Source organism: Streptomyces sp. NPDC025618, from assembly GCF_055558795.1.
In genome coordinates, this window is sequence record NZ_JBVHLW010000024.1 from 11088 (window position 1) to 23429 (window position 12342).

Annotated in this window: 13 protein-coding genes; 11 read left to right on the top strand and 2 right to left on the bottom strand. The window is 69.8% G+C overall.

Annotated features, from left to right (window positions below; all coding sequences use genetic code 11):
- Positions 1-76 precede the first annotated feature (76 nt).
- The 7 genes from ACZ4A5_RS20340 to ACZ4A5_RS20370 all read left to right on the top strand — a co-directional run bounded on the left by ACZ4A5_RS20340 (position 77) and on the right by ACZ4A5_RS20370 (position 8386).
- On the top strand, positions 77-445 hold the full coding sequence (locus ACZ4A5_RS20340; protein ID WP_467585649.1) for an SseB family protein: 369 nt from the start codon (positions 77-79) through the stop codon (positions 443-445).
- Positions 442-978 (top strand): hypothetical protein, encoded by a 537-nt coding sequence (locus ACZ4A5_RS20345; RefSeq protein WP_398868264.1) that lies wholly within the window; start codon positions 442-444, stop codon positions 976-978. Before ACZ4A5_RS20340 ends, ACZ4A5_RS20345 begins: the two co-directional genes overlap by 4 nt.
- On the top strand, positions 978-5579 hold the full coding sequence (locus tag ACZ4A5_RS20350; RefSeq protein ID WP_467585652.1) for a putative T7SS-secreted protein: 4602 nt from the start codon (positions 978-980) through the stop codon (positions 5577-5579). The genes ACZ4A5_RS20345 and ACZ4A5_RS20350 overlap by 1 nt, the downstream gene beginning before the upstream one ends.
- A gap of 19 nt (positions 5580-5598) precedes the next feature.
- Positions 5599-5829 (top strand): hypothetical protein, encoded by a 231-nt coding sequence (locus tag ACZ4A5_RS20355; RefSeq protein WP_467585655.1) that lies wholly within the window; start codon positions 5599-5601, stop codon positions 5827-5829.
- A gap of 104 nt (positions 5830-5933) precedes the next feature.
- Complete coding sequence (locus tag ACZ4A5_RS20360; protein WP_467585658.1) at positions 5934-6413, top strand: hypothetical protein; 480 nt, start codon at positions 5934-5936, stop codon at positions 6411-6413.
- Positions 6414-6474: 61 nt separating this feature from the next.
- Positions 6475-7482, top strand: coding sequence for a C40 family peptidase (locus tag ACZ4A5_RS20365; protein WP_467585661.1), 1008 nt, complete (start codon positions 6475-6477; stop codon positions 7480-7482).
- A 196-nt stretch (positions 7483-7678) separates the two neighbouring features.
- A complete protein-coding gene (locus ACZ4A5_RS20370; RefSeq protein ID WP_467585665.1) occupies positions 7679-8386 on the top strand; it encodes a phosphatase PAP2 family protein in 708 nt (235 codons plus the stop codon).
- Positions 8387-8496: 110 nt separating this feature from the next.
- On the opposite strand, the gene ACZ4A5_RS20375 is transcribed toward ACZ4A5_RS20370, so the two are convergent.
- Positions 8497-8685 (bottom strand): hypothetical protein, encoded by a 189-nt coding sequence (locus tag ACZ4A5_RS20375; protein WP_467585668.1) that lies wholly within the window; start codon positions 8683-8685, stop codon positions 8497-8499.
- 88 nt (positions 8686-8773) lie between these two features.
- Between ACZ4A5_RS20375 and ACZ4A5_RS20380 the strand changes: the two genes are divergently transcribed.
- Together ACZ4A5_RS20380 and ACZ4A5_RS20385 are read left to right on the top strand one after the other, a co-directional pair.
- Positions 8774-9640, top strand: a complete 867-nt coding sequence (locus tag ACZ4A5_RS20380; protein ID WP_467585672.1) for an SCO4651 family lipoprotein — start codon at positions 8774-8776, stop codon at positions 9638-9640.
- A 126-nt stretch (positions 9641-9766) separates the two neighbouring features.
- Positions 9767-9940 (top strand): hypothetical protein, encoded by a 174-nt coding sequence (locus tag ACZ4A5_RS20385; RefSeq protein ID WP_467585676.1) that lies wholly within the window; start codon positions 9767-9769, stop codon positions 9938-9940.
- A 97-nt stretch (positions 9941-10037) separates the two neighbouring features.
- Here the strand turns inward: ACZ4A5_RS20385 and ACZ4A5_RS20390 are convergent, their stop codons facing one another.
- On the bottom strand, positions 10038-10439 hold the full coding sequence (locus ACZ4A5_RS20390) for a metal-sensitive transcriptional regulator (protein WP_467585682.1): 402 nt from the start codon (positions 10437-10439) through the stop codon (positions 10038-10040).
- 271 nt (positions 10440-10710) lie between these two features.
- Between ACZ4A5_RS20390 and ACZ4A5_RS20395 the strand changes: the two genes are divergently transcribed.
- Positions 10711-11331 carry a DUF47 domain-containing protein gene (locus tag ACZ4A5_RS20395; protein ID WP_311613856.1) on the top strand — a complete coding sequence of 207 codons (621 nt, stop codon included), beginning with the start codon at positions 10711-10713 and terminating at the stop codon, positions 11329-11331.
- A gap of 6 nt (positions 11332-11337) precedes the next feature.
- A complete protein-coding gene (locus ACZ4A5_RS20400; RefSeq protein ID WP_398868256.1) occupies positions 11338-12336 on the top strand; it encodes an anion permease in 999 nt (332 codons plus the stop codon).
- Positions 12337-12342: the final 6 nt, after the last annotated feature.

The following is a 12342-nucleotide window of genomic DNA, read 5'->3' on the forward strand; positions in this document are numbered from 1 at the left end:
CGCTGTATACGCTGCCCTGAAAGGGGAGGGGCGGGACACGGTGGCGTTGACGGATGAGATTGGCGCGATTCACGCGGTGCGAGGACGGCCGGCCTCGCTGATCGGCGAGTTCCGGCGGACCGCCGTGCTGGTACCGCTGGACGATCAGGGCGGCCTGTGGACCGCCGAGTTCGGCGGAGTGCAGTGGATCCACGCCTTCACGGACGAGAGCGCGCTGGCCCGCTTCGCCGCGGCCCGTGGTGGGGCGACGCGCGACTGGGAATACCGCTCCGTGCTCGGTGCCCGGCTTGTGGACGTCGTCGTTCCGGCCGTCGACGAGCCGACAGGCGTGGCGCTGGACGTGGGCGGCGAGCGGCCCATGATGTTCCCGCCGGTGGCGGGCATCGTGCCCGAGCACGCGGCCGTCGACGGCGGAATACGGCCGGCGGGCGGTGCGGCACGGTGAGCGACGGCATAGACGCCCCCAAGGACGCTCTCGACAACATCACCAAGGGGATCAACGGCGCCATCGACGAGCTCAAGAAATCGGGCGGTTCACCCGGTGGGGCGGCCACCGGCCGAGGCTTCTCCGAGCTCACCCTCTCCGGCATGGAGACCGGGCACCAGGGCCTGACGGACGCCTTCAAGTCGTTCTGTCACCGATGGGAGTGGGGCGTAAGGGCCCTGGTGCACGACGGCAGCCAGTTCGCGGAGCGCGTGGGCCTGGCCGCGGGTTATTACCACGAGGGCGACGCGTACATCTCGAACACCTTCAAGGTGACGGCCAACGCCGTGATGGGCAACCCGCACCTGACCGAGGAGCAGGCGGAACAGCAGTCCTGGGGACGGACGCTGAAGGACAACCCGTTCAACGACATCGCCCACCCCGACTACAGCGCCGGTTCCTTCAAGCAGGCCGGCCACCACACCGACGAGGCGCTCGCGCGGACCATCGCGGACATCAAGGGCCAGGCGCCGCCCGCCGGGAAGGGTCACTGATGGCCATCTGGGACGGCATCGGCGACAAGATCGAGCACGCCGTCGACGCGGGTAAGAAGAATCTCGGCGAGGCCGTCGAATGGGGCGGGCACAAGCTCGGTGACGGTCTTGACGCGGTCGGTCTGCACGGCGCGGCCCACTCCGTGGACGACTGGTCCGACAAGCGGGCGGCCGAGCTGGGCGCGGAGATCGGTGAGAAGCAGCTCGAGGAGACCGAGGATCCCAAGCAGCTTCTCCATGGGGACGCGAAGCGCATCGAGGCCACCGCCGGTCACCTGCGGAGCTTCCGTACCGCGTTCAACACCGCGCACGCCGGCATGCAGAAGATCGACCCCGGTCGATGGAAGGGCGAAGGTTCGGACAACTTCGCGCAGAAGTTTGCCGAGCATGCCCCGAAGTGGGCGCACGCGGCCGACTCCTGTCAGGATGCGGCGGCCGCCTTGTCCTCGTACGCGCACACCGTCACCTGGGCCCAGGCCCAGGCCAAGGAAGCGGTACGCCTGTACAAACAGGGCAAGGAGGCCGCCAAGGCGGCCAGGGACGCCTACAACAAGGCGGTAGACGCGTACAACGCGAAGGTGAAGGAGGGCAAGGACCCCGGTGCGCCGCCGCCCCCGTGCACCGACCCCGGCATCGCCGACCGCGAGGAGGCCCAGCGGCTCCTGACCGAGGCCCGTAAGCAGCGCAACGCGGCCGCCGGGACGGCCCGCTCGGCCATCGAGAAAGCCGTCGAACTCGCGCCGAAGCTGCCCAAGTTCTCCGACCGGTTCGCCGGGGACGCCAAGGACCTCTTCGACGGCGGCCAGGTCGAGGCGATGCACCTCCTGGGCGGTGCTGTGCGGTCGGTGACCGATATGACGCGGTTCGCCCGTACCCTCAACCCCCTCGACCCCTACAACATCACCCACCCCGCCGCGTACCTCGACGGCGTCGTCCAGACCAGCGCCGGCATGGTCACCCTCGCCGCCCACCCCGGCCGCATCCCCGCCACCCTCCTCGGCGACGGCTGGGGCTCCGACCCCTCCGAAGCCACCGGCCGCCTCTTCGGCAACATCCTCACCGCTGCCGCCACGGGCGGCGGCAGCGCGGGAGCCAACGCCGGCGAGCGGATGGCCGTCGGCGCCGCACGCCGCGGGGCGACGGACGCCGCCGAAGCGGGGGCGGAGCAAGGCATCAAGAGCGGCGCGGCCCGCGAGGCCGTGGACGCCAACCCCAAGCAGGGCGGCATCGAACCGGGCCAGAAGTGCACCGGCGGTGACCCCATCGACATGGCCACCGGCCGGATGTTCCTGCCGCAGACCGATGTCTCCCTGCCCGCCGCCGGGCTGCCGCTGATCTTCGAGCGGCGGGCGGAGTCCGGTTACCAGGCGGGCCGGTGGTTCGGACCCTCGTGGTCGAGCACCGCCGACGAGCGGCTGGAGATCGACTCCGCGGGCGTGGTGTACGTACGCGCGGACGGCATGCTGCTCAGCTACCCGCACCCGGTGCCCGGCGTCACGACGCTCCCCGTCGAAGGGCCCCGGTGGTCGCTGGCCGACGCCGACGGCGGTGGCTACGTCATCGAGGACCCGGTGTCCGGACGCACCCGGCACTTCACCCCGTACGGTGACGGGCTCGCCCTGCTCCAGCAGGTCTCCGAGCCCGGGGGCCACTGGATCACCTTCGAGTACGACGGTGACGGCACCCCGACCGGCATCAGGCACGACGGCGGCTACCACGTCCGTGTCACCACGGGCGAAGGCCGGATCACCGCGCTCCACCTGGTGACCGAAGGCGCCGAGACCGAACTGATCCGCTACGCCTACACCGACGGAAACCTGACGGACGTCATCAACTCCTCGGGTCTGCCCCTGCGGTTCGACTACGACGAGCGCGTGCGGATCACAGCGTGGACCGACCGCAACGCCTGCCGGTACGTCTACGAGTACGACGACCGGGACCGCTGCGTCTTCCAGACCGGCTCCGAAGGCCATATGCGCTTCGCGCTGGAGTACGGCGAGCCGGACCCCGGCACGGGCCTGCGGGTCACGTCGATGACCGACTCGCTGGGGCACACGACGCACTACGTCGTCGAGGACGCCACCTCGCACGTCGTCGCGGAGATCGACCCGACCGGGGCCGTCACGCGCACGCGCCGCGACCGCCACAACCGGCTGCTCTCCCGCACCGACGCCCTCGGCCGGACCACCGAGTTCCGCTACGACGACGCGGGGCGGCTTCTCTCGGTGACCCGCCCTGACGGCCGGGCCGCGACGGTGGCGTACGACTCGGCGGGTCATCCCGTGACCGTGACGGACGTGGACGGTTCCGTCCGGCACCAGACCTTCGACTCCGCCGGCCGCCGTACTTCCGCGACGGACCCCTCGGGCGCGGTCACCCGCTTCACGTACGACGCGCTCGGTCACCCGGCATCGGTCACGGACGCTCTGGGCGCCACCACACGCGTCACCTGCGACGCGAAGGGGCTGCCCGTTGAGGTGACGGACCCGCTCGGCGGCGTGACCACGTACTGCCGTGATGCTTTCGGCCGCGTGACGACCGTCATCGATCCGATGGGTGCGACGACCCGCCTGTCATGGACTCTGGAGGGCAAGCTCGCCCGCCGTCTCGGCCCGGACGGTGCCGAGGAGAGGTGGACGTACGACGGTGAGGGCAACTGCGTCACGCACACCGACGCGCTCGGCGGCGTCACCCGCTCCGAATACACGCACTTCGACCTGCTCACGGCGCGGACCGGTCCGGACGGCGTGCGGTACGAATTCACCCATGACTCGCGCCTTCAGCTGACGGCCGTCACCAATCCGCAAGGCTTGACCTGGAGTTACGAGTTCGACCCGGCGGGCCGGCTCGCCTCGGAGACGGACTTCGACGGCCGGACGCTGCGGTACGCGCATGATGCGACGGGCCGCCTGGTGTCGCGCACCGACCCACTGGAGCAGACCGTCGCGTACGAGCGTGACGTGCTGGGGCGGGTCGTCGCGAAGAACGCCGGCGGCGCGGTGACGACGTACGCCCATGACGCGGCGGGCCGGCTCCTGGAGGCGGCGGGTCCGGACGCGACGCTCGCGTACGGCCGCGACCGGCTCGGCCGCGTCAAGTCCGAGACGTGCGACGGCCGGACGCTCACCTTCGCCTACGACGAGCTCGGACGCCGTACGAAGCGGGTCACGCCGACGGGCGCGGTGAGCACGTGGGCGTACGACGCGGCGGGCCGCCGCACGGCCATGACCGCGTCGGGCCACGCCTTCACCATGGAACACGACGCGGCGGGCCGGGAGATCGCCCGCCGCTTCGGCTCCGGGATGGCCCTGGCCCATGTCTGGGACCCGGCAGGCCGGCTGAGCGAGCAGAGTGTGCCGGGTGTCGTGACGCACCGCTACGAATACCGCCGTGACGGCTCCGTGGCCTCGATCGACGACCGTTCCTTCACCCTGGACGCGGCCGGCCGGGTCACGGCGGTGGACGCTCCCGGCTGGAGCGAGCGCTACGCCTACGACGAGGCGGGCAACCAGACCTCTGCCGACTGGCCTTCGGCGCACCCGGGGCAGGAGGCGGTGGGGCCGCGCGCGTACGCGGGCACTCGCATCACCCGTGCGGGTGGCGTCCGTTACGAACACGACGCGCTGGGCCGTGTCGTCGTACGCCGCAAGACGCGACTCTCCCGGAAGCCGGACATCTGGCGGTACGAGTGGGACGCCGAGGACCGCCTGCGGTCGGTGACCACCCCCGACGGGACGTGCTGGCGCTATCTGTACGACCCGCTGGGCCGCCGCATCGCGAAACAGCGCCTCGACGCGGCGGGCGGGGTTCTCGAAGAGGTCCGCTTCACGTGGGACGGCGCGAAGCTGGTCGAACAGACGACGACCTCTTCCGAGTTCCCCAACCCGGTCACGCTGACGTGGGACCACGACGGCCTGCACCCGATCGCCCAGACGGAACGAATATCGACGGCCGACGCGTCCCAACGAGAGGTGGATTCCCGCTTCTTCGCCATCGTCACGGACCTGATCGGCACGCCGACGGAACTGATCTCGCCCGAGGGCGAGGTGGCATGGCAATCCCGCGCGACGCTCTGGGGAACGACGGCCTGGCCCACGGGAAGCACGGCCTATACGCCGCTCCGCTTCCCGGGCCAGTACTTCGATCCGGAGACTGGTCTCCACTACAACTTCCACCGGCATTACGACCCGGAGACGGGGCGGTATCTGTCAGCGGATCCGCTGGGGTTGGCGCCGGCGCCGAATCCGGTTGCGTATGTGCACAATCCGGTTACTTGGGCGGATCCACTGGGGTTGATGGGGTGCGAGCACGCAGCTGTTGCCGAGACCCGGGCAGGCAAGGGCAGCATGGTCAGCGCTCACCCGGTGACCGCCGATGAAGCTATCGAGATGGGCGCCAAATTCCTTGGTGAGGACTATGAGGAGCGGGGGATGGGGCGCGGTGTGTTCCGCAGTGCAGACGGCCTGCGCCAGTTCAGGATGGATCAGGACTCGTTGGTTGGAGGTCATTGGCCGCATATACCTCATGTGCACCTGGAGATATTCGAGAATCCTGGCGATAAGAAATCGATGGTGAATAACCACGTGCCACTGGTCGAGTAGTGCAAGGGAAGGTGGATAGGTGATCAAAATCGGCATCGTAGGGCGCATCGCGTCAGGTGATGAGCAAGGTAGGTACGTGATCGTCAAGGAGCTTCCGGACGATCCGCCCAGTTATCTTATTCTCACAGCTGCGGACAGCGACTTCCTGACAGCCGGAGGTGATTCGTGGGTCGAAGACGAAGATGCTTTGGGGCAATTCTTCGCCGAGGCTCGATGGGTTGTCGAGTGGGGGGAGGCGGATGGGGCGTAGTGGCGGGTTACGCCCATCAAAGGACCTAGGGCATCGCGCTCTTGATGTCAGCGAGGGATGGCGTCCACGCTGCTGGTTCTCGGAACCGAAGTGCGACGGAAGTCATGGCGGCGACCGTGCCCCCGCCCTACGTCACGCAAGGCGCCCACGCCCTCACCTCCGTCTCCCGTACCGAACGCCGCCTGCGGCTGTCCGGCATGGACATCGCCCGCCTCGCTCCGCTCGCAGGGGAGTGGTTCCAGCGGGGCGCGTGCCTGGCGGAGGTCCGGGAAGCGCTGACCGGCGGGCTGCCCGCTCACGTCCACTCCGCCGTCGGCCTCATCCGGAATCGTCTGCTCCGAAAAATGCCGGACGCGCCCACCTTCGCCGAGCAACGCGCCCTCGAACGGCGCTTCGCGCCATCCGCGCGACCGGACGCGCCCGCGTCGCCGGTACGGCCGGAGGCGCCCGATCCACGCGCCCTTGACGCGTCGGGCGCGGTGGCGGCGACCCGGCGTGGCGCGGCCGCTGTGCGAGCGGCGCTGCGTGGCGTGGGAGGCGAGATGTCGCCGGCTCGACCCCTCGTGGGCGACCGGGCCCCGTGACGCGGCACGCATCAACGGGATTTGACGGATACACGGCGGGCCCTTGGGGGAGGATTGCGGGGTGCGGAAGGTCTGGGTGGGCGTGGGTGTCGGGACCGGGATGGTCCTGTGTTTCATCGGGCTGCTCGTCGTCGGCGTGTACACGGCGGCCGCCAACCTCGTGGGCGGCGGCGGGGGAGGCACCGTGGGGCTGGCGAGCGGTGCCGTTCCCGCGCAGTACCAGCAGCTGGTGAAGGACTGGGGCAATCTCTGTCCCGCCCTCAACCCCGCGATCCTCGCCGCGCAGATCTATTCGGAGAGCGGCTGGGACCCCAAGGCCGTGAGCCCCGCGAACGCCCAGGGGATAGCGCAGTTCATCCCCGAGACGTGGGCGAGCCACGCGATCGACGCCAACAAGGACGGCAAGCGGGACATCTGGGACCCCCAGGACGCCATCCCCTCGGCGGCCGTCTACGACTGCGAGCTCTCCAAGGACGTCCAGAGCGTCCCGGGTGATCTCTCGGACAACATGCTGGCGTCGTACAACGCCGGCGCGTACGCGGTCATCCAGCACCGCGGCGTGCCGCCGTACAACGAGACCCAGGGCTATGTGAAGTCCATCCGGACCCTGGAGAAGAGCTTCGCCAGGCCCGTCAGCCCGGTCGCGCCCTCGCAGCAGGCGGCCGGCGCCATCTACTACGCGCAGGACAAGCTCGGCACGCCCTATCTGTGGGGCGGCGACGGCACCGCCGCGGACGGGGGGCGCTTCGACTGCTCGGGGCTCACCAAGGCCGCGTACGAATCGGTGGGCATCACCCTGCCGCGCGTCGCCAACGACCAGTGGAACGCGGGCGCGCACCCCAAGCGGAATGAGCTGCTCCCCGGGGATCTCGTCTTCTTCGCGCACGATCTGACGGACCCTCGCAGCATCCACCACGTGGGGCTCTACGTGGGCGGCGGATACATGATCAACGCGCCGCACACCGGGGCGCTGATCCGCTTCGACAAGATCGACACACCGGACTACATCGGGGCGACCCGGGTCACCGAAGATGGCGCGAAAGCGCTCCCCAAGGTCAAGGGGGTCTGAAGTCCCGACCCCGGACTGCAACGATGGGTCACCCTTCGATAACGTCCTGGTGATCTTTGAGTGGAGAGTGGAACGCCCGGCCGGAGTGGCGCGTTCCATGGGAGTGGGAAAGCAGCGCCGCCATCGGCGGGCGCAACGGACCACGGGGGTCGGCAGCTGGACGTAGCACGAGGCGACAGATAAGGGGCCACGACACATGGCTGGACTCGCGGTGGGGCACCTCGTGTCGGAGGCCGGGGGCGGGCCGGGCCCCGACAACAGCTTGCTCTACGACATCAACGGCATCGCCAAGTCCGCCCCCAACTGGCTGGACCACGCTGTGGAGTTCATCGGCGAGTACGGGATCGTCCTGGGGCTCGCCGTGCTGATGGTCTGCGCCTGGTGGAGCGTCCGCAAGCGGGACGACGCGCCCGCCGCCGTGGCGGGGCTGCTGTGGGCACCCCTCGCCGCCGGGATCGCGCTCCTGGTCAACATCCCGATCCGGGACTTCGTCAAGCGTCCCAGACCCTTCGTCGACCACACCGGGCTGGACGTCCTCGTCAAGGGCAAGACCGACTACTCCTTCGTCAGCGACCACGCGACGCTGACCATGGCGATCGGCGTGGGCCTCTTCGTCGCCAACCGGAAGTACGGCCTGATCGGCATCGGCCTCGCCTTCCTCGAAGGTTTCTGCCGCGTCTATCTGGGCGTGCACTATCCGACGGACGTCGTCGGCGGGCTCGCGCTCGGCACGGCGGTCGCGCTGCTGCTGGCCCCGTTGGCGATGATGCTGCTCACCCCGGCGGTGCGGATGCTCGCGGCGTCGCGGGCGGGGTGGCTGGTGCGGGCTGGTGGGGCGGTGGCTCCTGTTGTGGCTGCGGCGCCTGAGCGGCCGTTGCCGCGGGACAATGATTTGGCGGCGTAGCTTTCGTAGGGGTGCGGGTCCGTTGGCCTGCGGCGCTTTCCCCTACCCGCCCCTTCCCGGAACTGGGGGCAAGCCCCCAGACCCCCGGCAACACGCTTCGCGCGTTGTCCTCAATCGCCGGACGGGCTCATCGGTGAGGCCGTCGACACGTGGGCCACGGCGTCCTCGCGCGCGAGGGAGCGCGCTCTGCGGGCCGGGCCGCGCCAGCCGCAGGTGCAGCGGGCACTGCAGAAGGAACCGGTCTCGCTGGTGCTGGTGGAGTGGGCCGCGGAGAGGCCCGCGGCGGCTGCGTCGGACACGTGACCACGCTACCCGGCCGTGACGGTGGTCACCGGAGGTCGTTGACAGTTACGGGTTCCACAGCGTGCTGGCAGGGGGCTGACGGTCATGGTGGTGCGGCGGAGCGGACGTGTGACGGCGGGCGGCATCGCCATCGGCCTGCTGGTGTCCGGCTGCGCCGCCCAGGAGCGGCCGGAGCTGCGGGGTGATCTCAAGAGCCTGAGCGGCGAGGCCCGCCAGGCGGACGACCCCGGCCAGGCCCGCGAGGCGCTGCGCCACGCCGCCCGGGCGCTCGCCGAGGCGGGCGGCGCGAAGGTGCGTACGTCGATGGAGACGGTCAGCGGCGGCACCCGGCTGACCATCCACGGCACGGGCGGCTACGACTTCGCCCGGCCCGCCGGTGAGTTGACGGTGCTGGTGCCCGCGGACGCGGCGGGCGCGACCGAACACCGGGCCGTCACCGAGGTGTTCGTCCCCGGCGCGCTCTTCATGAAGAACCGCGGGGCGGGCGTCCCCGCCGACAAGTGGGTGCGGCTGTCGACGCCGGCCTTCGCCGACGGCAATCTGCTGACCAACGGCGCCACGGACCCGCTCGCGGCGGCCGAACTGCTGGGCGGGGCGCGTGAGGTGACGTATATGAGGGACGAGCGGGTGGGCGGGGTCGGCGTGCGGCACTACTGGGGCACCATCGACCTCGGCCAGGCCGCGCGCGCCGCGCCCGAGCGGGACCGCGGTCCGCTGGCCGTGGCGGCGCGGGGGTTCTCCAGCGGCACGGTGCGGTTCGACGCCTACCTCGACCGGCAGGGCCTGCCGCGCAGGCTCTCCCACCGGTTCGGCGTCGCGCGGGGCGGGTCGGCGGCGCCCATGACGGTCGTCTCGACCGTCGATCTCTACGACTTCGGCACCAAGTTCGATGTGGCGCTCCCGGCTTCCGCCGATATCTATGCGGGGACCGTGGGTTCGCCGGGGAAATAACGCGGCACGGTGTGCTTGGCCATGGAAATGGTCCTTCTGTGCCATGCGCGCCATGTGTACCGATCACTACGCTGGTAAGCGGAAGAACCATAACCCGAGGAACCAGAACCCGAGGAGGTGAATCACGTGGTTTCGCGACGCGGTTCGTCGGGTGGGCCGGATCCCGTGGCCCTCATCGAGATCGATCTCTACGGCGATTTGATGATCGCGGCCTCGAGCGCGGACGAGGACCGCCTGAGCCCCGACCGCATCGACGAGGTGCTGAAGGTCGTCCGGGCGGCGGAGAAGCGGGGCGAGTAGCGGTCCGGCCGGTCCGCGGCCCGCCACCGGGCGCTACGCACGGAGCGCCGGACGCCCAGGCATGGCGTACCGGACGCTACGCATGGCGCGCCGGGCGCTACGTACGGAGCAGCCGCGCGATCGCCGCGCTCGCCTCGGCCACCTTCGCGTCGATCTCGTCGCCGCCCTTCACCGCGGCGGCCGCCACGCAGTGCCGCAGGTGCTCCTGGAGCAGCTGGAGGGCGAAGGACTGGAGGGCCTTCGTGCTCGCCGACACCTGGGTGAGTATGTCGATGCAGTAGACGTCTTCCTCGACCATGCGCTGGAGGCCGCGGATCTGGCCCTCGATCCGGCGCAGGCGCTTGAGGTGCTGGTCCTTCTGGTCGCTGTAGCCGTGCGGGCCGTGGTTGTGGGCGTGGCCGTGCCCCTGGACCTGCTCGGGCGGCGCGTCCGCGCCGGGCGCCTCGCCGTGGCAGGGCGCGGCACCGGTCGTGCTGGTCCCGGCTTCGGTGGTGGTCATGGCGTCCTCCGTCGTCCCTTCCCGGCGCCGGCGTCCGGGGTGCACCGGTGCTGGTCCGGTCCTGGGCCCAGGGTGTCGCCCCTGTCGGTGCGTATACCCCACTCGTATACCCCCGGCAGGTATATGGTACAGAATTCGGTGGCCGGAGGCGGTACCTGCCTTCGTGAGCACTCTGCCCGATGGGCGACACTGAGGGAATGCCAGTTAGCCGTGGCCGGATGATGCGCCTAGCATCAACGAGACCGAATCCGCTGCACCCCGAGGATCCCACGTGCGCTTTCGTCTGACCCCCAGGGAGACGAGCTTCTACGACATGTTCGCCGCGTCCGCGGACAACATCGTCACGGGCTCCAAGCTCCTGATGGAACTGCTCGGAGCGGACGCGTCCGCCCGAGCCGAGATCGCCGAGCGGATGCGGGCAGCGGAGCACGCGGGGGACGACGCGACGCACGCGATCTTCCACCAGCTGAACTCCTCCTTCATCACGCCGTTCGACCGCGAGGACATCTACACCCTCGCCGGCTCGCTCGACGACATCATGGACTTCATGGAGGAGGCCGTCGACCTGGTCGTGCTCTACCAGGTCGAGGAGCTTCCGAAGGGCGTCGAGCAGCAGATCGAGGTCCTCGCGCGGGCCGCCGAGCTCACCGCCGAGGCCATGCCCAACCTCCGGACCATGACAAACCTCACGGAGTACTGGATCGAGGTGAACCGCCTCGAGAACCAGGCGGACCAGATCCACCGCAAGCTCCTGGCCCAGCTCTTCAACGGCAAGTACGACGCCATCGAGGTGCTGAAGCTCAAGCAGATCGTGGACGTGCTGGAGGAGGCCGCCGACGCGTTCGAGCACGTCGCCAACACGGTCGAGACCATCGCGGTCAAGGAGTCCTGACCCCCGGTGGACACCTTTGCTCTCGTCGTGACCATCGGGGTCGCGCTCGGCTTCACCTATACGAACGGCTTCCACGACTCCGCGAACGCCATCGCGACCTCGGTCTCCACGCGGGCGCTGACCCCGCGGGCGGCCCTCGCGATGGCGGCGGTGATGAACCTCGCCGGTGCCTTCCTGGGCAGCGGCGTCGCCAAGACCGTCAGCGAGGGCCTGATCGCCACGCCGGAGGGCCAGAAGGGGATGGGCATCCTCTTCGCGGCGCTGGTGGGCGCGATCGCCTGGAACCTCATCACCTGGTACTTCGGGCTTCCGTCGTCCTCCTCGCACGCCCTGTTCGGCGGCATGGTGGGCGCGGCGCTCGCGGGCGGCACCACGGTGATCTGGTCGGGTGTGATCGAGAAGGTCGTCATCCCGATGTTCCTCTCGCCCTTCGTCGGCCTGATCCTCGGCTATCTCGTGATGGTCGTGATCATGTGGATGTTCCGTAAGTCCAACCCGCACAAGGCCAAGCGCGGCTTCCGTATCGCGCAGACCGTCTCGGCGGCCGGCATGGCCCTCGGCCACGGTCTGCAGGACGCGCAGAAGACCATGGGCATCGTGGTGATGGCCCTGGTCATCGGCGATGTCGAGGGCAAGGGCGACGCGATCCCGCTGTGGGTCAAGCTCGCGTGCGCGCTGACGCTGTCGGCGGGTACGTACGCCGGTGGCTGGCGGATCATGCGGACGCTCGGGCGCCGGATCATCGAGCTGGACCCGCCGCAGGGCTTCGCCGCCGAGACGACGGCCGCGTCCGTGATGTACACGTCCTCGTTCATGTTCCAGGCGCCGATCTCCACGACGCACGTCATCACCTCCGCGATCATGGGCGTGGGCTCCACGAAGGGCTCGCGCGCGGTGCGCTGGGGCGTCGCCAAGAACATCGTGATGGGCTGGTTCATCACCATGCCGGCCGCGGCGATCGTGGCCGCGCTCAGCTACTGGGTCGTGCTCCTGGCCTTCGGCTGACCTTCC